Source organism: Idiomarina sp. HB, assembly GCF_048059115.1.
Taxonomy (GTDB): Bacteria; Pseudomonadota; Gammaproteobacteria; order Enterobacterales; family Alteromonadaceae; genus Idiomarina; species Idiomarina abyssalis.
The window spans coordinates 116,747-137,722 of the sequence record NZ_JAYLVU010000003.1; the positions used below are offsets into that span (position 1 = coordinate 116,747).

Genomic DNA, 20,976 nt, shown 5'->3' on the forward strand with positions numbered 1-20,976 from the left:
GAGATTCCAAATTAAGTGACATTATTTATTCATTCTATTTTCTATCAATGAATCTACCACACTTGGATCAGCAAGCGTAGAGGTGTCACCGAGGTTTTCATACTCATTCGCAGCAATCTTACGCAAAATGCGACGCATGATCTTACCCGAACGTGTTTTAGGCAAACCAGTCGTCCAGTGAATCAAATCAGGCGTTGCAATTGGGCTTAATTCAGAGCGAACCCAGTTACGAACTTCTTTGGTCAACTCATCGGTTACCTCAACACCTTCAACGGGTGTTACATACACATAAATACCCTGACCTTTTAAGTCATGCGGATAGCCAACAACGGCCGCTTCCGCCACAGACTTATGTGCTACCAGCGCACTTTCAATTTCAGCGGTACCCAGGCGGTGTCCTGACACATTCAGAACGTCATCCATGCGACCGGTTATCCAGTAGTAACCATCAGCATCACGGCGTGCGCCGTCGCCACTGAAGTACATACCTTTAAAGGTAGAGAAATAGGTTTGCTCAAAGCGCTCGTGGTCACCCCACAGTGTCCGCATTTGACCTGGCCAGGAGTCTTTAATCACCAGACCACCTTCCGCTTCGCCTTCCTGAAGGTTGCCTTCGCTGTCGACTAATGCCGGCTGAATACCGAAGAAAGGACGAGTGGCAGAACCCGGCTTCAAATCCGTGGCTCCCGGCAGTGGAGTAATCAAAATACCACCGTTCTCCGTTTGCCACCAGGTATCCATAATTGGGCATTTACCGTTACCAATAGCGCGGTGATACCACTCCCAGGCTTCCGGGTTAATCGGTTCACCAACACTGCCCAAAATACGTAAGCTTTCGCGGGTCGAGGTTTTCGCTGCCTCGTCACCTTTTGCCATTAACGTACGAATAGCTGTTGGTGCCGTATAAAGAATGTTCACTTTATGTTTATCAACAATTTCACCAATACGACCAACACCCGGGTAGGTAGGAACACCTTCAAACATCAGGGTCGTCGCACCGTTCGCTAACGGTCCGTAAACAATGTACGAGTGACCAGTGATCCAACCAACGTCCGCGGCACACCAGTAGACTTCATCTTCCTGATAGTCAAAAACATACTCGTGGGTCATGGATGCGTACACCATATAACCACCGGTAGTATGCACCACGCCCTTAGGCTTGCCGGTTGAACCCGAGGTATAAAGAATGAATAGCGGGTCTTCGGCGTTCATCACTTCTGCCTGACATTCGTCACTGACGTTACCAACCAGTTCATGCCACCAAACGTCACGACCCTCAGTCCAGTCGACATCACCTTCAGTTACACGGCACACAATGCTGTGCTCTAACGAAGGGCAGGCGCCGTCCGACAAAGCTTTATCCACATTGGCTTTCAGACCAATGGTACTGCCGCCACGACGACCTTCATCCGCGGTAATAATGGCTTTTGCCTGACAGTCGTTAATACGGTCAGCAATGGCGTTTGGTGAGAACCCACCGAAGATAACCGAGTGAACCGCACCAATGCGCGCACAAGCCAACATGGCATAAGCCGCTTCCGGCACCATTGGCATGTAAATAGCAACGCGGTCACCTTTGCTTATACCTAGTTTTTTCAGGCCATTAGCAAAACGGGATACCTCTTTATGTAGCTCGCGGTAGGTGATGTGTTTGTCTACACTAGGGTCGTCGCCTTCCCAGATAATCGCTGTTTTATCGGCTTTATCAGCAAGGTGACGGTCGACACAGTTGTAACAGGCGTTTAAAGTGCCGTCTTCGTACCACTTAACACTGACTTTACCCGGTTCGAAACTGGTATTTTTAACTTTGGTGTAAGGTGTGAACCAAGTAATTCGCTGTCCGTGTTCACTCCAGAAACCTTCAGGATCGTCTACTGACTGTTGGTAAAGTTTCTTATAACCGTCATTATCGATTTTGGCTTTAGCTTTGATATGTTCAGGAACTGAATACAGTTGCGACATTACCTCTTCCTCCTTATTCGCAAGATGGTATCTGTTGTACGTTTTAAAGGGCTTAAACACTATTAGACCATAGTCTAGATTGATAAAAATTGACCAGTTAACGAGAATTAACAGCGTTTATCTTTGGCATAACAATAAAATGCACGATCAAAACGAACACTTGGCTTACAGGGGAGAACACCATGGCTAAAGCAAGTATCGCAAAGAAATTCACCGTATCAGCAGCAAGCGCTGCCGTACTCGGTGTTATGAGCTTAGGAGCTCAGGCAAACGAAACTGACATCGATTTTGGTGGTTTTGTTAAACTGGACATGATTGTATCGGACTACACCGATGGTCAGGCACCTTCAAGCGGCAGTATCGCTCGGCAACAGTATATTCCAAGCCTAACCCCTGTGGGTGGTGAAGGCGACGACATGGTCACCGATTTTCACGCACGTCAGTCGCGTTTTTTCCTTACCACCGACACTGAGTTAGATAATGGCGAAACGCTGACCGGCCATATCGAAATGGATTTTATGTTGACCCCTGACGGTGACCAACGTATTTCAAACTCTTATAATCCGCGTCTACGTCACGCATTTTTAAAATATGGGAAATGGACTTTTGGTCAAACCTGGTCTAACTTTCAGGACCTAAACATTCTGGCTGAATCCGTCGACTTTATCGGCATCACCGACGGCATTATCTTCAACCGTCAGGCACAAATTCGCTACACCTCCGGCGGCTTTAGCGCCTCAATTGAAAACCCTGAAACAACCGTAACACCGGTTGGTGGCGGTCGTATTATTTCCAGTGACGGTTTTTCACCGGACGTAACCTTTAAATATACCGGTAAAACCGACAACTTAACCTGGCAGGCTTCCGCACTTTTACGCCAATTAACTTACGATGTCAGTCAAACTGGCGATGATGAAACCACCTTTGGTTACGGTGTCAGCTTTGGCGCTAAATACACCTTCGGCATGGATGATATCCGCGCATCAGTTACTACGGGCTCTGGTTTAGGTCGTTATTTAGGTCTAAACACCTGGAACGGTGCTTATATTGACAGCAATGGTGAGTTAGAAGCCATTGACTCAACCGGTGTATCCTTTGCTTATCGCCACTTCTGGTCAGAGAAACTGCGTTCAAACGTGGTGTACTCTCGCGGCTGGGCAGATAACGATGGTGAAGTACTGGCTTTGGCAGGCGATATGACAGAATACACTCAACGCCTTGCGTTTAACTTAATGTATTCACCGGCATCTAACCTGACTTTCGGTGCAGAGATTTCAAAAGCAAATCGTGAAACGGAAGCTAGTGTAGACGGTGACTTAAACCGCCTTCAACTTATGGCGATGTATAAATTCTAAAGACCGCGTAGCCTGACATTTATGTCAGGCTACACATCTTTCTTTATTAAATGTCAGCAATAACAGGTTTGTTTTCTGACAGCGCCAGCCAACCACGGATTACACGGTAAATAACCCATATGGTAACCGCCAGTAGCACTAAATAACCGATCACAACAAACAACAGTATAATACCAATGATTGTTCCAATAACGCCTACCCAGAAGGTTTTAATTAACCAGTTAAAGTGACTTTCCACCCAAGTTCCACGGGCTTCACTACGCTTTAAGTAAGCTAAAATAACAGCGGCAATCGACGCAAAAGGAATAATGAGACTCAGGGCATATAAAATATACCCAACAAGTGCCATTTTCTTTAGTTGTTCCTGATGTTCTGAGTTCACTTCCATTGTCATAAGGTTTCCTCTTATTGTTGTTTTATCCCAAACTGCATCATCAACAACTACCGATTTAACTACTTTTAACGAACAATCTCAATCAGTGCTTTACCAATATCGGTGTTATCCATATAGCCACCGAAGTTTTCACTGTAAGGACCGGCGGCAAACACAGGAACATCAACACCCGTATGTCCGCTGGTTGTCCAGCCGGTACCGGTAATATCAGCCGTTATATAAACCAGTGCCTGGTGTAGGCTGTCTTCCCGCGCTTCGCCCTCTTCTTCAGCGGCGATAGCGAGTTCATCGATATAGTCCTGAGTGAGTTCAAAGTTGACTTTGTCCGCAACGTACTCCGGCCAATTATCAGAGTCCATGCTCAGCATTTCTTCACTCATATGCGCAATTGAGCTTTCAATTTGCATAACGCGATCAGAATACCAGGCATACTCGCCATCTCGCCCAATAGTCAGCCCACCGGTCGAGTGGTCTGCCGTCATAACAATCAAAGTATTCGGGTTATTCTCGCGGTACTCACGAACAACTTGCAGTGCCCGGTTCAGACCGTCCATTTCGTGCACAGCACAAGCAATATCATTGGCGTGGCCACACCAGTCTATTTCACTGCCTTCAATCATTAGCGCGAAAGGCTGCTGCTTTTTATCCAACAAACGTAAAGCCGTGCGTGTCATATTTGCCAGAGCATCAACATCACCATCAATGGCATAAGGCAAACCTTTCTCAGCAAAAAGTCCCATTACTGGTGCCGTATCGACTGACTCCAACTGCTCCATGTCGGTTACAATTTGCATCCCATGTTCCGGTAAAATATCCAGCCAGTTCTTATCATCACGGTCAAAGTAGCTTTGTCCACCACCTAACATGACATCAAAAGAAGCTTCACCCTCAACCACCTGAGTCGCAATTTTATCCGCTATTTGGTTGTACTCGTAGCGCGATGGGTGGTGAGTAAAGAAGGACGCAGGCGTGGCATGGTTCACTTGCGAAGTCGATACCGAGCCCGTTGACCAACCGCTCTCACGTGCCAGCTCCATCATTGTCTGCAAAGGATACTTGTCAGCGTCAACGCCAATAGCACCGTTGTAACTTTTAACCCCTGTTGCAAGGGCCGTTGCACCGGCTGCCGAATCGGTCACCCAGGTATCATCATCTGGATAGGTTGTTGCCGCGCCTTTCAGCATGGCGTCAAACTCGGTTTTAGCAATGGTTTTACTGTCTAAATCGGACATGGCATAACGGTAGGCTGTAATAAATTCAAACCCCATACCGTCGCCAATAATATAAATAATATTTGGCTTCTGTTCTTCTGCATGCACCATAGAGGATGCGAAAGCCAGTCCAATACCAGCCACTAATGCTTTGAGTTTCATACCACGACTCCTTTTTGAATAACTTGCGCAGTATAACAAAGCCAGGATGTCAGGAATATGACAATAAACTCAGGATCATTGCCGTTTAGCGGTAATGCTTCCGTCGGCCAGCCTAACCTCTATTGTGCTGCCAATGTTCACCTGTTTCTCGCTGCGAACAACGTCACCGCTCTCGGTGCGGACAATTGCGTAGCCACGTTCCAGTGTGTTGAGCGGGCTAACCAGGTTTAACGACTGCATTAACTGCTGCTGCCGGGCCCTGTTCTCTTTTAACAACCGTTGCATGACTAATGGCAGACGCTGTTGCTGATGATTCAACTTTTCGTGTAAACGCTGTAGCTCCTTTTGCGGGTGAACCGCCTGTAATCGGCCTTGCAGGTAAGAAACCCGCTGTTGCTGACGTGCTAATCGATTCTGCAGTGCACGGCTGGCTCGAGCCTGCAATTCATCAGCCAATTGTGATTGTTGTTGCAGCTGACGTTGCGGGTGCTGCTGCTGAAGACGAGTCTGCAGAAACTGCCAGCGCTGCTTTAAACGCTGCAGTAGTCTTTGTTGGGCCAGAGCTAAGCGTTTTTGCAGAGCCTGAGCTTTTTGTTGCTGTTGCTGCTGGTCGCGAGTTACCAGCTCGGCAGCCGCCGACGGCGTCGGAGCTCTGACATCCGCAACAAAGTCAGAGATGGTGAAGTCAATTTCATGACCGACCGCGCTAATAGTTGGCATGGGTGCCGTGGCCAAAAGACGCGCAAAATTCTCATCGTTGAAGCACCATAAATCTTCCAGTGAACCACCACCACGGCTGACTAAAAGCACATCCACTTCATTACGTTCAAAAGCGGTTTTCAGCATGGCCTGCAACTGCGGTACCGCCGCTTCACCCTGAACGGCACTAGGATAAATAATGACTTCAACGCTAGGGTCGCGACGCTTCATGACAGCTAATATGTCTTTTATTGCAGCACCCGTTGGCGACGTCAGCACACCCACTTTATGAATATGATCGGGCAGTACCCGCTTGCGTTCAGGCGCAAACAGCCCCTCGGCTGAAAGCTTTTCCTTTAATTGCTCATAGCGTTGCTGTAATAGACCCTGCCCGGCATCTTCCACCTGTTCAATAATCAGTTGATAGTCGCCGCGCGGCTCATAAACCGTGACTTTGGCCCGTACCAATACCTGCATACCATTTTGCGGTCGAACTTTAGCGCGTTGATTGGCATTGCGGAACATAGCGCAACGAACCTGAGCACGCTCATCTTTCAAAGTGAAGTACCAATGTCCGGAGCCCGGTGCCGCAAAATTTGAGATTTCTCCAACCAGACTAATTTGCCCAAACCCCTGCTCTAACAGTTGCCGAATCTCAATGTTTAACTGGCTGACCGAATACACCATGAACGTCACTCTTTTCTTTAAAGTTAATAGCGAAATCATACCACACTCAACGGATATCAAAATAAGCTCAATTACATTTAGACGTCTAAATGTCTTGACGGCTTTATATCCATTTATTACAGTCGGGGAATGGTTCATCAACGTGAGGTTAGCTATGGTTCAGCCAGTTGCCCGCAGTTTTTACAAAGAGACCTCCTTCGGACGCATCAAAGGCTACCGTTATGGCGATGCCGACGCGCCTGCAATTGTTGTACAAGGGGGCATCAGCGCCAGCGGTAGACTATGGAAGCCAGATAAAAGCGGTTGGTGGCAGTCACTTCACCCGGTATTTTCTGATCTCGATGATGTACAAGTCATTAGCTTTGATTACTTTGGCGGGTTGGGAGGTTCTGACTGCCCTGCTATTCCTTTAACGGTTCAACAGCACAGTGAGGCCATACGTCAGGCACTACGAGATGAAACCATTGATCTGCAAGCCTGGGTTGGCGGATCCTTTGGTGGTGTTTTGGGGCTTCAGTTTGCTGCTGACCACCCAACGGAATTAACTCATCTGAAAGCTATTGGAGCCGCTCATAAGCCTTCTGTTCATTCCGCCCTGTTGCGCTATTTTCAACAAGCATTGATTCAGCGCTGCGGTGATGACCAGTCCGGAATTATTCTCGCCCGGGCCCTGGCCATGCTGAGTTACCGTACCGCTGAAGAGTTCGAGCAACGGTTTAACCACGCCGACGATGCGTTTGAGTATCTTCTGTATCAGGGAGAAAAGCTGTTAAAACAAAACGGTAATAACTGTCGCAGCCTGTTCACACACCTAACGCCAATACTGAATGACTACAGCATTGATCCAACCAGGGTTCAGGCAAAGGTACAACTTATAGACTTTCATAATGATGCTATTGCGCCTCCAAGTCTGGTCACGGAGCTGGAGCAATTACTCCCTAATCACACAGGTCGAGTCACCATTGAAACACCTTTTGGTCACGATGGTTTTATTAAAAATGTCGAACAATACCAATCGGCTTTAACGCATTTTTTAACTGAATCTCAACTGGAGTCCGCATGAAAGACGAAACACTGGCCATACATCATGGCTATGAAACCGACCCAACAACCAAGTCGGTAGCAACGCCCATTTATCAAACGGTGTCATACGAGTTTGATAACGCTCAGCACGGCGCCGACCTGTTTGATTTAGCGGTTGAAGGAAATATCTACTCGCGCATTATGAACCCGACCAACGATGTTCTGGAAAAACGCGTGGCAGAACTGGAGCACGGTGTTGCAGCACTTGCCGTGGGGTCAGGCATGGCTGCTATTGAATATGCTCTCATTACTTTGGCCAGTCAGGGCGACAATATTGTCACTACACCACAGCTTTACGGCGGAACTTATACGCTATTCCGTCATATGCTGCCATCATTTGGTATTGAGGTGCGTTTCGCCGACTCCGACAAGCCTGAAGATATAGCGAAGCTTATTGATAGTAAAACCAAAGCGGTTTACTGCGAAAGTATCGGCAATCCTGCCGGTAACATCGCCGACTTAGAAGGGTATGCTCAGATTGCACATAAACATGGGGTACCTTTGGTCGTTGATAATACAGTCGCAACCCCCATACTCTGCAAGCCTGTTGATTTCGGTGCCGATATTGTTGTTCACTCGCTCACGAAATACATCGGTGGTCACGGCAATTCGGTTGGCGGTCTAATTGTTGACGGTGGTCGTTTCGACTGGGCTCAGGAAAAACAGCGTTTCCCTCAGTTTAGCTCACCCGAGCCCGCCTATCATGGCGTGGTTTATACTGATGCTTTTGGCCCCGCCGCATTTATAGCACGAGTGCGAACCGTTGCGCTGCGTAATACCGGTGCCTGTTTATCACCGTTTAACGCCTTTCTGCTATTGCAGGGGCTTGAGACTCTGGCTTTACGCATTGAACGCCATTGTGAAAACGCATTAAAAGTGGCTGAATATTTACAAGCACACCCTCAGGTAGAGTGGGTTAACTTTGCAGCTTTACCAGAACACCGGAATCACGGGCTGGCAAAGAAATACATTAAGAATGCAGTACCGGCTTCGCTACTAACCTTTGGTGTTAAGGGTGGCTACGATGCCGGTGTGACTTTTTATGACAAGCTGAAACTGTTTAAGCGTCTGGTCAATATCGGTGATGCCAAGTCACTGGCCTGCCACCCTGCATCAACAACCCACCGTCAGCTATCAACGGAAGAGCAAGCCTCGGTTGGCGTAAAACCTGAAGCCATACGCTTATGTGTGGGTATTGAAAATGTGGAAGATATTATTGCTGATATCTCACAAGCTTTGAGTTAATTAAGTACAAAAAAAGGCCACTTTAATAGTGGCCTTTTTAAACAAACAAAAAGTTAGTCTTCTTTTTTCAGGTGAACGTCCATTTGGGGAAACGGAATGCCAATACCCTCTTCATCCAGACGGTCTTTAATACGTTCCAGAAGATCCCAGCGGGTCGGCCAGTAATCTTCATTTTTTGTCCACGGACGCACGTTAAAGTCGACCGAAGAGTTTCCTAGGTTAGTTACCGTAACCACGGGTTCAGGATCTTTTAGTACACGCTCATCACTGGTAATAACATCCATCAGTGCTTTTTTCGTTTGCTGTAAGTTAGCACTGTAACTAACACCAATCACTAAATCGATACGGCGCAACTCTTCGCGGTTATAGTTGACGATTGGGCCGCCAATAATTTCAGAGTTAGGAACAAAAACCACCTTACGGTCCGGCGTTTTCATTATCGTCTGAAAAATATTAATTTGTTCAACCGTTCCTGAAACACCACCAGCGTCTACATATTCGCCGGCACGAATAGGACGGAACATAATCAGTAAAACGCCCGATGCAATGTTTGACAAAGACCCCTGCAGAGCAAGGCCAATGGCCAAACCTGCCGCACCTAAAATAGCAATAAAGGAAGTGGTTTCAACACCAACGTGTGACAACGCCATCATAATAGCGGCAATGAATATTACCGTTTTCAGAATCGCACCCACAAAACTGATGACTGCACCGTCTACTTCGCGCTTACGCATGTTCTTGGTCATTACACCGGTAACAGTATTCGCAACCATTTTACCGATAATGAGTATCGCAATAGCGATAACAAACTTAATCGAGAAACCGATCAGCATATCCTGGTTATCATTAATCCACTGAACGATGTTATCCATACAAATTCCTTATTAGGCAGAGGCTTAAACGAGTTATTAATTACAGTAATTGTAAACGGACTGACCTGCAAGTCAGATCACAACCGGAAGGAGTAACGTCCCTGAGAGTCAGGTTTCCCCATATACTCCATCATTCTAGCTAAACCTTCAGGTGTTCTTGGTGTCGGTTTAACCGTTCCCTGAGCATTAAAGCTTTGGCTATTAATACTGCCGTTAAAGTTCAGCCCCAGACTATTATTTCCGTCCATAGCAAGCGTAACGGTGTTATTATCACTACAGCCGAGTTCAACCGGGAAATCCCCCAGAGACTGCCATTGGTTATTGACCAATACGCGTATTTGTTCTCCTCGTGCCTGCCCCTGCAGCTCGTCACACCAACGCACAGGCCCGGGCGCAGTGACCACAAAGCTGTCCAGCGACAAGCGCCAGTGACCACCCGTTTTTAGCGGTAAGCGAGTACCAACCAGCTGCAATAGCGCGTTGACATCACCTCTGGCTGTTACATTCTTCGCGCCAACCTTTGTTGAGCCGGCCAGCAGTTGACCGTTCAACGCAAAAGGGTTGTTGTTCTGAGGAAGATTAACATCCACCACAAGCTCGCCCAGCAACACAGACGAGACTTGCCAGTCCCACGCCAGATTACTCAGTACTATGTCATCAACAGCCACCTGCCCGGCAGTCCCCTGCCATAAGCTACCACTCACCTGAGATATCCGGATGTTATCCGGTAGCGGAAACCAGTAAACCACTCGTGCCGGTAACATAACCAGCATGGCAACCAGATACACGACAACTAACCAGGGTATCCAGCGCTTTAGATTCATGAAGCCTCTCTTACTAACAATTTACGGAGCCTAACTTGTCCGGGTGCATTCAATTTTGCAATATCGACCGACGTCAATACTAACTGCTGGCGCTGCTCTAATTCAGCCAAAAAACTTACCAGGTCAGAGAAAGACACTTCATCCACGGTCAATAAATAGTCCTGACCCTGAGGCTGCAAACGCGCTATTTGGATATCTTGCGCTGCAGCAGCACGGTTAATGCGTTGACTCACTGAACCAGACGCGCTTTCCCGTTGTCCGGTTTTACCCTCTAACTTTTTATAACGTGCGATAGCTTGCTGTACCCACTGGTACTGCTGCTGTTGAGCCTCTAACTTGCGCTCGGCATTAGCCACTGCCTGAGCACTGGGTTGCCACACAGCGAAATACAGTAAAGCAATAAAAAGCACGCCGCCTAATACAGACAGCAACGTCTTCTCACGTTGATTAAACTGGCGCCAGCGTTGGGCGCCCAAATCCAGATAAGGCTTTAAGTAGCGTTTGAGTCCGTTCATGACTGAGCCCCTCCACTTTCAACTTGCACCGTCAATGCGCCCGATACCGTCTCTCCGCGGTTACTCATTGAGCCGGCTTCAATATCTAAGCCTTCTGCTCTCGCAGCCTGCTGGAAAGATTCAAACTGGGAAAAACTTTTAGCCGTTGCCTGCAACCGCAATTCGTTATTCTGAAACCGCAACAGCTCAAGCTGCAAGTCAGGTTGAGACTTAAATGCCGGTTCTAATTGCTGCAGAACAGCAAGCACTGATACCTGGCCTGAATTACCAAGACCCAGTCCGTCTAGCTGTCGTTGCAATTGAACTTTCAAATTCACAATTCGGGTATTACCTGGAAATGCATCCCGATAAAGTTGCTCAGCCTGAGCTTTCAACGTTTCGCTTTGTGAATTTAGCTGCCAGTAACGCACACCATTTAACACAATAGCCAAGACAAAAAGTACACTTGCGGCTGTGGCAAAAGCCTGCCAGGGAAGCTCTACTGAACGTTTAGCTCTGTGTGAACGATAGTTTCCCTGCCTTAAGTTAAGCTTATTACCCGTTTCAAGACTTTGCACCGCAATAGTAAAAGGCACTTCGATATCGGCGGCGGTTAAAGGTGCCGGAGACTGAGGCCAGTTTAACTCACCGTAGTGAACAATTTCGGTTGGGTTTTCCTGCTCTGAAGCAAGAGCCGGTGCTAACTCTGCAAACTGTTCCTTTTCAACGGTAAAACCTTCCCAGGCTCCCGTTCTGACAATAACGCTGTCACCAAGCTCTATTGCCTGCCATACACCTTCCTGATACGGAAGCAGGAAACAATCAGGCACCCAGTAAGGAGCGTCAATACCGGCCTCTAAAAGCAGTTTTAGCCATTCATCCATTCGCTCTTTTGCGACTACGCCGACAGGTAATTCCGTTCCTTTTACGTCCGGCCAGGAGAAATGCAGCTGTTCTATGTCACTTGCCAGCTCTTCTTCCAGTGCATAAGGAATAATGCGCTGCAGGTGTCTCTTAGTGCCTGCCGGCAGTGTTACCTTTGTCATAAAAACATCCTGCCCCGGCAAGGCAACAATAACCTCGCAGCGGCCTGCTTTGTCTTTGAGCTGAGAAAGCTCATCGACTGAGTTCAGGCTACCGCTGGCAATTAACTCCTGCTGATTTTTATGCCAAACCAGCCAGGGTATGGGTTCATTCGTACCGTAAGCTGGCAAACGCAGAATCAGTGTTTCTTGCATAAACTAATCTCCCATCGCCCGGTACAATGTCTGTACTCGACCTTGGTTTAAATGTAATACCGAGCGCGCTCTCATCTCTATCTCACCCCACTGGATCATCGCAACCAGCTGGAAATACTCGCTTTTTACCGTCAGCTCTGAAAGGTCACTTTCCAGTTCAGAACGAACATTTTCAAGCTCAGCTAATTCGGTTAACTCTTCATCCGACTCGTAGCCCTGCTCCGGCCTATTAGCCAAAAGCGACATAGCATCAGCAATTGATAACTTACCTTCTGTCACGCCCGTCAGTACCGCCGCCTGCTCTTGTTCCAGTGTATTAATATTTATTTTTAATTCAGATTCATTAGGAATAACACAAACAACGGGCTTCAGTTTATTAACAATTTTAGCACTGTAACCACGTACCATTCTTAGCTCACTCAAGTCCAGCAAGTGACTATTTGCCGCGAGGTAGGGCTTAGGTAAGCTTTCGTAGTCTGGGTCTTCTGCACCATTGCTTCCCGATAACTCACTATCTTCATCTATCCAGTCTACCAGACTGTCGGTCAAAATTTCGGCCTGATAATTATCAATATCTAATGCCTGTAACAAGGCTTTATATTGGCGTTTGCGCTTTTCCAGTGTGCCTGGATCTTCCGCGTCAGCACTCAAGCTGTTTAGATTAAAGCAGCTGTACAAGTCATTTACTCGTGCGGCGATTTGGCCGCCCTCGACAGGGAAAGGCCCATTGCGACCCGCCCAGTTTTGTTCACTATGGGCGACACCATCATTCTCATCGAGCTCTGTTTTAAGCACTTCTTTTAAAACATCTTCGGCGCTTAGCCACATCCAGTAGCCCTGCTCAGCTTGTTGCAGATTTCCCATACGGGTTATTTGCAACTGTAGTTTGCCACCTAAATTGACGGCAATAACCGATACTAAAGCAATGACCAGCAGGACGGTTATCAGTGCCGCTCCCTTTTGTGACGACCGGATTAAGTTAGTTGGCACCTCGATCCCCCTCAGAGTCATCAACTGCTAACTGACCAACGCCAGCAATCAGAAACACCCGCCTAATGGTGCCAAAGTTTTCACTGCCAATGGTAACTTCAACCGCCTGAGGTAAGTCACCTGCACTCTCCCAGCTATCGCTCCAGCCCTTTTCTGTGTCTCGACTCGAGCGACTCCCCGCTTCACTGCGATAAAACCGAAAAGAGAGTTCATTCACATCTTCTAATAACGTCTGAATTGACGGCTCTGATGAGCGATCATTAACAAATGTCTCCGTAACGCGCTGTAAGTCACCCTCCCATAGGCGGTAAACCACAGGCTGCAATTCGCTGCGCGGCAGAATATAGCCGGGGTTATCAAAACCACTTCTGACAAACGCCAACACGCCGCCGTCTGATTCAAAGTATCTTGGGTCGTTACTTAAATACTGATGCGTAACTTCCATAGCCGATGGCCGCGTCGGTTTAGCGACCATTTGGCGAATATCCTGCTGCATCAGCAACTGACTAAACTGCAAACGCTCTAGCTGATCACGTTGTTTCTGCGATTGCTCTTCTGTGCTGACCATTTGGTTCAGCACTTGAAAACTCGCAATACCGATGATGGCGAATATCACCATGGTGACCAACACCTCAACTAAGGTGAACCCTCTGTTTGCAGAGTTAGCGACCATTGCGAGACTCCACCGCTGAATCCGGTTTACGCACGTAACGGGTTAGCCGAAAGTATTCACGGCCGTTTTCGCTCTTCATCACTTTTATCGTTACCGCAACCACATTTGGCGTTACGGTTTCGGTCACTTGTTGTTGCCAGTACCAGGTAATGTCAGCTTGTTCTTGCTGGCCTTTTCGCCCGTTTTCCAGCGGCCAGTTGTTTTCAATAGAAAGCTCAGCCAGACGGTTAGAGGCCACATACTGTGCGAAGGTTTTATCCTGCAGGGCACTTAACCCGGTCAAATGTCCACTGGCCGCTTGTAACGCCGCCAAAGCGGCCAGACTAAAAACCGATAAAGCGACCATCACTTCAATTAATGTAAACCCTCGCATTAGCCGCATAACTACTCCGGAGCCTCTTCGGAGATACTGATTAACCAACTGTTTTGTGCAATCAGCCAGCGTTCCGCTTCAGGCTCGTTTAAATGCTCGATATGAACACTAAACAATGTCATCTCGCCGCTTGGAAGAATCAGAATATCGGGAACCAGACTGTCATCGTCACTGTCGTCCGCGAATAGGCCACTCTCTAGGGACTCACTTTGCTCAACTATGGCTATACCCCGACTGGTAAACTCCCAGCGCATTGGCCATTCGGTCTTCTGGGCCCGCAAACCGCGAGGATTCTTCTCTTTCCATTGTTCGTCCTGCCAGAATAAAAAACGATATCCGTCCTCATGAAACTTGAGACCAACAGGTTGCTGCCTGACCATGGCATATTCGCGTGCGTAGTTAAGCTGCTGACGTAACGCAACAGCAGCGTTATGAGGAGAATCTCCGCCACGCTCACCGCCTGGCAGGGTAAACACAACAGCGCTGGCGATAAGGCCCAGGATGGCCATCACCAGCATGACTTCAATTAAGGTAAAACCAAATTGACGACGCTTATTGATCACGGTCGTTGTTGCCAATCATCCAGCTGCCGAAGTCATCATCAGTGCCCGGCTGCCCATCGGGACCCGGCGAGAAAATATCAACGTCGTCATACTGGCCCGGGTTCAATAACAGATAGTCATTACCATAAGGGTCTTGTGGTAACCGGCGGATATAACCACCACGACGATAACTGCGCGGCTGAGGATCTAAGTTTGGTTCGTTGACTAAAGCTTCAAGACCTTGCTCAGTCGTTGGGAACATGCCGTTGTCGAGGTGATACTGTGCCAATGCATTTTCTAAAGCAACAATGTCAGCGATAACTTTTTGTTCATTCGCTTTTTCCTGATTGCCCAGAACATTGGGTAGCACCATAGTCGCCAGAATACCGATAATGGCAATAACGACCATTACTTCGACTAATGAAAAACCTGATTGATTACGTCTCATAGCTAAAGCCCTACACTATTATTTAATTGTAAAATGGGTTGAATGATAGACAGCACAATAAAGAATACGATACCGGCCATAGTCACAATGAGCACCGGCTCGAATACCTTTAAACTGACCGATACCAAATTCTCAAACTCTTTATCCTGGTTATCTGCCGAGCGTTTCAGCATCTGCTCCAGTTCACCTGACTTCTCCCCAGCCGCTATCATATGCAGCATCATAGGTGGAAATAACCCGGTTTCCTGCAGCGCACCTCGCATTGAAGAGCCCTCGCGCACACGGTCAGCAGCTTCATCGACAGCCTGCCGTATGGCTAAATTGCCTATCACTGACGATGTAATGCGCAAGCCGTCAAGCAGCGGAACAGCAGAAGAAGTCAAAATACTGAGTGTTCTGGCAAAACGCGCCGTACTCACCCCTCTTATGACCTTACCCAGCATAGGAAGTTTTAACAGTCGACGATGATATTTCAGGCGGTTTTTTTCGTTTCGCAGCCACTGATTAAAAGCCACCAAAACTAAGGCGATAGCTATTAACAACCACAGCCCCCAGTTCTGCAAGAACTCACTTATGGCTATCATCGCCAGTGTTGTAGGGGGCAATTCCTGTCCCATAGTAGAGAAGTTATCCACTATCTGCGGCACAATAGACACCAACAGAAAGACAACAATACCAACTGCAACCAAAGTCAGCATGAGCGGATAGATAAGCGCCTGAGTCAACTGGCTTTTCATGTGCTGCCGCTGCTCGGTATAGTTCGCCAGTTCATCCAGTACGGTGTCTAAATGCCCGGACTTTTCCCCGGCAGCCACCATGGCTGTATATAAGGAGTCAAATACCCCGGGAAACTCAGACATGGCTTCGGCCAGCCCGTAACCTTCAACGACTTTACTTCTTACTGACATTAGCAGCTTTTTAAGTCGTGGCTTCTCGGTTTGATCCGCAACAGCCAGCAGTGCCTGTTCAATAGGAAGTGCAGAACCCACCAGCGTAGACAACTGACGGGTTATAAGTGCTAAATCCTGAGCTTTAACTTTACGTTGAGGCAAGCCGAAACGCGGCGTTAAGGTTTTCTTTCTGTCCTGATCAGCTGCGGGGGCTATGCTCAATGGCATTAAGCCCTGCTCTCGCAGCAACTGGCGCACCTGACGCTCAGTGTCAGCTTCTAAAACCCCTTTTTTCTTTCTGCCGTTAGCTTCAACAGCCTGGTATTCAAATGCTGCCACCCTTTACTCCTCGCGGGTAACCCGCAGCACTTCTTCCAGCGTTGTTTTGCCTTTCAGTACTTTTGCCAGACCATCCTGACGAATGCCCGGAGTCGACTGTCTAATGTACTTTTCAATAGACTGCTCACCGTGCCCGTTATGCACTAACTCACGCACATGATCATCGACAACCAGTAATTCATGAATACCGGTCCGCCCACGGTAACCCGTATGATTACAACGTTCGCAGCTACCGGCCCGATAAATTACGCTGTTATCTGAGGCACTGAGCCCCAGCATATTTTTTTCTTCTTCGTCTGGCTCATGCGGCTGTTTGCACTCAGTACAAAGTGTTCGCACCAAACGCTGGGACAACACAGCCAGCAAGCTGGAGGACAGCAGAAACGGTTCAACGCCCATGTCTTCCAGACGGGTAATAGCACCTGCAGCGGTGTTGGTGTGCAAAGTAGAAAGTACCAGGTGACCCGTTAAGGACGCCTGGACTGCAATTTGTGCCGTTTCAACGTCTCGTATTTCCCCGACCATTACAACATCAGGGTCCTGACGCAAAATAGCACGAAGTCCGCGAGCGAAAGTCATATCAACACGAGGGTTAACCTGAGTCTGACCAATGCCATCAATAGCGTATTCTATCGGATCTTCTACGGTCAGAATGTTACGGTCTTTTGAGTTGATCTCGCTAAGGCCTGCATACAAGGTCGTACTTTTACCCGACCCCGTAGGGCCAGTCACCAAAATAATACCGTGCGGTTTATAAATCAGTTCCTGGAAAATTTTCCGGTTCTCGTCAGTCATTCCCAGTTCAGTTAAATTGAGCCGCGCGTTGTTTTTATCCAATAAACGCAGTACCACCCGTTCGCCATGGTTCGACGGCATGGTCGAAACACGAACATCTACCGCCCTGCCTGCAATTAATAATGAGATACGGCCATCCTGAGGCACCCGCTTTTCAGCGATATCCAGCTGCGCCATAACCTTTATTCGTGACACCAGCAGCGACGACAACTTGCGGTTTGGACGCAGCACTTCACGCAATACACCATCAATACGGAAACGAATTAATAAGGCTTTCTCGAAGGTTTCGATATGAATATCAGAAGCCCCTTCCTTTATCGCCTCACTCAGCATAGCGTTAATGAGCTTAATAATAGGCGCGTCGTCTTCACTTTCCAGCAAGTCTTCCGTTTGCGGTAACTCATCAGCCAGTGAAAATAGGTCCGACTCGTTGCCAATATCTTCCATCAGCTGTTTGGCTTCGGATGAGTCACGTTGATAAGCACGAGTTAACAGGCTTTCAAAGTCACTGGCGGCGTGCTCTTTTATGGTTACCGGCTGCCCCATCGCACGCCTTACTTCTTTTAGTGCTGCAGCAGAAATACCGGCGCGACAATGCAGAATCATGGGTTCGCCATGCTCCACGACTACGCCAAAACGCTTAGCGAAGCCAAAAGGCAGGCGGGTTGTTGCAATGGCACTAGCTTCAGTCATTTGTCGACTCATTGTTTTTGTCGTCGCTGCTTTCCTTACCCTTCTTCTCCAGATACTCATCAAATCCCGGAGGTAATGTCAGTTTGTTGTCCCAGTCATTAAGTAAAGGCGTTTCCTCAGTTGGCATCAATGAAATGCCGCGTGAGCGTTCATCCAGTTGCAAAGCCCTGATGTAGTTGTACTTGGCCGAGCTCAAATCTCGCATACGGTTGCCGTCACGCACAATTGTCGGGCGAATAAACACCATCAAATTTCGCTTTTGCTTAGAAGTTGATGTTGAACTGAATAACTTACCCAAAATAGGAATATCACCCAATAGAGGAACTTTGGATACCGACTCCTGCACGTCTTCATCAATCAGACCGCCAAGTACGATGGTTTCGCCATCGTCAGCCATCACTGTCGTTTTCAGTTCACGTTTATTAATAATAACGTCAACCGCTGTAGCACCGCTCAAGCTGGAAACTTCCTGCTCAATGGTCATTTGCACAGCATCCCCTTCGTTAATCTGAGGGGTAACTTTTAATTTGATACCTATCTCGGTGCGGTCAACTGTCTGGAATGGGTTGTCATTGTTATCGCCAGTAGTTGAGCCGCTAATAGTCGGTACTTCCTGACCAACCAGAAAACTTGCTTCCTCGTTGTCCACTGTGACAATGCTGGGCGTTGCCAGAATATTGGAACGAGTATCCTGAGTGACGGCCTGTACGACAGCAGCCCAATCATTCTGAATTGTACCGAACATCATCCCGTTTACCGATCCGAGTAAATTCGCCAACAACGAAATATCGCCTGGCTCGTCGGGTTCTGTCGTCGTAACTTCGACACCGCCGTCCGTTATACGAGTGGTGGTGGTTCCTGGCCTTTCACGAGCCTGATAAGCCCCTGCCGCCAAACTGCCAATGGGAACCTGATTACCATTGTTGTACTGCACCATGCCGCCATCTTCGCTAATCCATTGCACTCCAAAATCAACGCTATCGCCTTCCATAATTTCGACAATAATGGCTTCAACCTGAACTTGGGCGCGGCGAATATCTAACTCCCGAATCACCTTTTCCAGTGACGCCAGCATGTCTTTTTGCGCTGTAATAACAACCGAGTTAGTCGGTTCGTGCGGGCTGATACTAACCGTTTCATTACCGCTGCTACGGCGACGCTGACTGTTATTTCCGGTGCTTGTTTGCTGCTCTACTTCCGCCTGAATAGAGCTACTAACATTCTTTAATACTTCAACAACCTCGGGAGCTTTGGCATATTTCAAATAGAAAACCCGTGTGTTTCCTTCGGTTTTTAAGTCCTGGTCCAGTTGTTTAATCAGTTTCACTACGCGAGAGCGGGCACGAGGCTCACCACTCACAATGACACTGTTACTGCGCTCATCGGCAACAATTTTCGGGATCAATAACGCTGGCACACCCTCATTATTTTTTTCATAAAGCGACTGAGCAATGCGCACTATTTCACTCGCAGAAGCATATTCCAGGCTGACCATGTCAACATCCTGATCGCCGGCCTGATCCACTCGCTCAATAATCTCGACTAAACGTTGCACCGTTTCTGAACGGCCGGTCATCATAATCACGTTAGAAGGGTCATAGCTGACGACCATGCCGCCCCCGCTTTGATCATTCAACTGGCGAAGCAAAGGAGCCAACTCACGCACTGATACGTTCTCTACCGGCACAACACGAGTTACCATAGTGTCGCCCGAGCCGCGGGTATCTCTGTCCAACACAGGCAGAGACGAGGTTTTTGCGTCTTTGTCACGAATCACTTTCAACACGCCAGATTCCATCTCGACAACGGCAAAACCATAAACTTCAAGCACATTCAGGAAAAACTGATAGTACTGCTCTTCATTCATGACATCGTAGCTGCGGACATCAATTTTGCCTCTGACGTTTGGATCGATAATGATGGTCTTCTCGAGGTTACGTCCAACCACCTGAATGAATTCGTTGATGTCGGTATTTTTGAAACTAGCGGCATACTCTTCGCTGCTTAATGGCGAGCTCATAAGGGTTAAAGTTATCCCTAAGGCTCCCAGCCATGCTTTTAAGCCACTCTTTGCCACGTTCATATTAATTATCCTGTTTTACCGGTAGCTCAAACGACAGCTCCATGCGTTCACCGTCGCGCTCAATTTCGATACTGACTTGCTTTTGCTCTGAGAGTTCCTGACTGGCCAGCATTGCTTGCTCCATATCGGTCAGGTCATAGCCATTAATGGCTACTGCTAAGTCACCGTTTTGAAAACCTGCGTCTCGAAACAATTCAGGGTTTTTACCCGAATTTAATTTATACCCTTTGAGTTCACCATTCACCTGCACCGGTGAAATACTCACGTAATCCAGTAGAGAAGATGGGTTATTGGCAACCTGAGCCAACTGCTCCTCAACACTCGCATCGTCTGGCAAGTTGCTTTCATCAGCATTAGAACCTTCGTCATCTTCCGGGACCAAAGCCCCGTCACCATTTCCTGAACCATCAATAACCAGCGACAGTGCCGGTCTATCTTCGCCAATGTCTTCCATTTCAAGAGTTTCTAAACGTCCGTTATTATCAAGAATGACACGGTCAGCATGAATTTCTTCAACAGTGACAGATGAGCTACCAAGGTTCTCACCAATAACATAGGTTTGTTGCTTAGTTCCTTGCTGGATAATAGCGGCTGAACGCTCTGGATTAGAGCTGGCAGAAACCCCAATTAAGCGCACGTTTAATGATGTTTTTGGTGCGTTACGGGTATTCGTTGAACGGTCATTTCGCTCAGCGGCACCGAATAAGTTTAATGATTTTAAGCTACTTAAGTCAGTATTCCGGTTGTCCGCAACGTCAACCGTCACTTTAGGCAGAACCGCAGTCCCCTCCGGTTCTGCCGGATTAATTAAAGACCAGGTAAAACGCGCCAGTAGTACTGCGACCAAAAACCACGCGAATGCCGTGAGCGCCTGCATTAATCTGCGCCACATTTGAGGATCTGTAAATATTTGTTTGAGTCGGA

General features: G+C 47.8%; 20 protein-coding genes. 3 read left to right on the forward strand and 17 right to left on the reverse strand.

Features of this window, described 5'->3' with window-relative positions; genetic code table 11:
- Nucleotides 1-21: 21 nt before the first annotated feature.
- A complete protein-coding gene (gene acs, locus VBY75_RS09885) occupies nucleotides 22-1,962 on the reverse strand; it encodes an acetate--CoA ligase (protein WP_416512269.1) in 1,941 nt (646 codons plus the stop codon).
- Between the two features lie 182 nt (nucleotides 1,963-2,144).
- Here acs and VBY75_RS09890 point away from each other — a divergent pair, with 182 nt between their 5' ends.
- Nucleotides 2,145-3,317, forward strand: a complete 1,173-nt coding sequence (locus VBY75_RS09890) for a DcaP family trimeric outer membrane transporter (RefSeq protein ID WP_416512271.1) — start codon at nucleotides 2,145-2,147, stop codon at nucleotides 3,315-3,317.
- Nucleotides 3,318-3,363: 46 nt separating this feature from the next.
- Here VBY75_RS09890 and VBY75_RS09895 read toward each other — a convergent pair whose 3' ends face one another.
- The 3 genes from VBY75_RS09895 to xseA all read right to left on the reverse strand — a co-directional run bounded on the left by VBY75_RS09895 (nucleotide 3,364) and on the right by xseA (nucleotide 6,470).
- Complete coding sequence (locus VBY75_RS09895; RefSeq protein WP_054489284.1) at nucleotides 3,364-3,711, reverse strand: DUF4870 family protein; 348 nt, start codon at nucleotides 3,709-3,711, stop codon at nucleotides 3,364-3,366.
- Between the two features lie 65 nt (nucleotides 3,712-3,776).
- Nucleotides 3,777-5,084, reverse strand: a complete 1,308-nt coding sequence (locus tag VBY75_RS09900) for an alkaline phosphatase (protein ID WP_222235688.1) — start codon at nucleotides 5,082-5,084, stop codon at nucleotides 3,777-3,779.
- 75 nt (nucleotides 5,085-5,159) lie between these two features.
- Nucleotides 5,160-6,470, reverse strand: a complete 1,311-nt coding sequence (gene xseA, locus VBY75_RS09905; RefSeq protein WP_278357936.1) for an exodeoxyribonuclease VII large subunit — start codon at nucleotides 6,468-6,470, stop codon at nucleotides 5,160-5,162.
- 154 nt (nucleotides 6,471-6,624) lie between these two features.
- Here xseA and VBY75_RS09910 point away from each other — a divergent pair, with 154 nt between their 5' ends.
- Complete coding sequence (locus VBY75_RS09910) at nucleotides 6,625-7,533, forward strand: alpha/beta fold hydrolase (protein WP_416512275.1); 909 nt, start codon at nucleotides 6,625-6,627, stop codon at nucleotides 7,531-7,533.
- Nucleotides 7,530-8,798 (forward strand): O-acetylhomoserine aminocarboxypropyltransferase/cysteine synthase family protein, encoded by a 1,269-nt coding sequence (locus VBY75_RS09915; protein WP_278355853.1) that lies wholly within the window; start codon nucleotides 7,530-7,532, stop codon nucleotides 8,796-8,798. Before VBY75_RS09910 ends, VBY75_RS09915 begins: the two co-directional genes overlap by 4 nt.
- 53 nt (nucleotides 8,799-8,851) lie before the next feature.
- On the opposite strand, the gene VBY75_RS09920 is transcribed toward VBY75_RS09915, so the two are convergent.
- The 13 genes from VBY75_RS09920 to gspC all read right to left on the reverse strand — a co-directional run bounded on the left by VBY75_RS09920 (nucleotide 8,852) and on the right by gspC (nucleotide 20,944).
- Nucleotides 8,852-9,670, reverse strand: a complete 819-nt coding sequence (locus VBY75_RS09920; RefSeq protein WP_278355852.1) for a mechanosensitive ion channel domain-containing protein — start codon at nucleotides 9,668-9,670, stop codon at nucleotides 8,852-8,854.
- Nucleotides 9,671-9,747: 77 nt separating this feature from the next.
- Nucleotides 9,748-10,494, reverse strand: a complete 747-nt coding sequence (locus VBY75_RS09925) for a type II secretion system protein N (protein ID WP_278355851.1) — start codon at nucleotides 10,492-10,494, stop codon at nucleotides 9,748-9,750.
- On the reverse strand, nucleotides 10,491-11,009 hold the full coding sequence (gspM, locus tag VBY75_RS09930; protein WP_222235693.1) for a type II secretion system protein GspM: 519 nt from the start codon (nucleotides 11,007-11,009) through the stop codon (nucleotides 10,491-10,493). Before gspM ends, VBY75_RS09925 begins: the two co-directional genes overlap by 4 nt.
- The gene (gene gspL / locus VBY75_RS09935) at nucleotides 11,006-12,226 is read right to left on the reverse strand and encodes a type II secretion system protein GspL (protein WP_278355850.1); all 1,221 of its coding nucleotides are present in this window, start codon (nucleotides 12,224-12,226) and stop codon (nucleotides 11,006-11,008) included. Before gspL ends, gspM begins: the two co-directional genes overlap by 4 nt.
- 3 nt (nucleotides 12,227-12,229) lie before the next feature.
- On the reverse strand, nucleotides 12,230-13,216 hold the full coding sequence (gspK, locus tag VBY75_RS09940; RefSeq protein WP_278355849.1) for a type II secretion system minor pseudopilin GspK: 987 nt from the start codon (nucleotides 13,214-13,216) through the stop codon (nucleotides 12,230-12,232).
- On the reverse strand, nucleotides 13,206-13,889 hold the full coding sequence (gene gspJ / locus VBY75_RS09945; protein ID WP_278355848.1) for a type II secretion system minor pseudopilin GspJ: 684 nt from the start codon (nucleotides 13,887-13,889) through the stop codon (nucleotides 13,206-13,208). Before gspJ ends, gspK begins: the two co-directional genes overlap by 11 nt.
- Nucleotides 13,879-14,271 (reverse strand): type II secretion system minor pseudopilin GspI, encoded by a 393-nt coding sequence (gspI, locus tag VBY75_RS09950; RefSeq protein WP_278355847.1) that lies wholly within the window; start codon nucleotides 14,269-14,271, stop codon nucleotides 13,879-13,881. Before gspI ends, gspJ begins: the two co-directional genes overlap by 11 nt.
- A 2-nt stretch (nucleotides 14,272-14,273) precedes the next feature.
- Nucleotides 14,274-14,840, reverse strand: coding sequence for a type II secretion system minor pseudopilin GspH (gspH, locus tag VBY75_RS09955; RefSeq protein ID WP_278355846.1), 567 nt, complete (start codon nucleotides 14,838-14,840; stop codon nucleotides 14,274-14,276).
- Nucleotides 14,815-15,252 (reverse strand): type II secretion system major pseudopilin GspG, encoded by a 438-nt coding sequence (gspG, locus tag VBY75_RS09960; protein WP_054489310.1) that lies wholly within the window; start codon nucleotides 15,250-15,252, stop codon nucleotides 14,815-14,817. Before gspG ends, gspH begins: the two co-directional genes overlap by 26 nt.
- Nucleotides 15,253-15,254: 2 nt before the next feature.
- A complete protein-coding gene (gene gspF, locus VBY75_RS09965) occupies nucleotides 15,255-16,481 on the reverse strand; it encodes a type II secretion system inner membrane protein GspF (RefSeq protein ID WP_054489312.1) in 1,227 nt (408 codons plus the stop codon).
- A 3-nt stretch (nucleotides 16,482-16,484) separates the two neighbouring features.
- Nucleotides 16,485-17,969, reverse strand: a complete 1,485-nt coding sequence (gene gspE, locus VBY75_RS09970) for a type II secretion system ATPase GspE (RefSeq protein WP_416512281.1) — start codon at nucleotides 17,967-17,969, stop codon at nucleotides 16,485-16,487.
- Nucleotides 17,962-20,052, reverse strand: a complete 2,091-nt coding sequence (gene gspD, locus VBY75_RS09975; RefSeq protein WP_054489315.1) for a type II secretion system secretin GspD — start codon at nucleotides 20,050-20,052, stop codon at nucleotides 17,962-17,964. The genes gspE and gspD overlap by 8 nt, the downstream gene beginning before the upstream one ends.
- A 1-nt stretch (nucleotide 20,053) precedes the next feature.
- A complete protein-coding gene (gene gspC, locus VBY75_RS09980; protein WP_416512284.1) occupies nucleotides 20,054-20,944 on the reverse strand; it encodes a type II secretion system protein GspC in 891 nt (296 codons plus the stop codon).
- Between the last annotated feature and the right edge of the window lie 32 nt (nucleotides 20,945-20,976).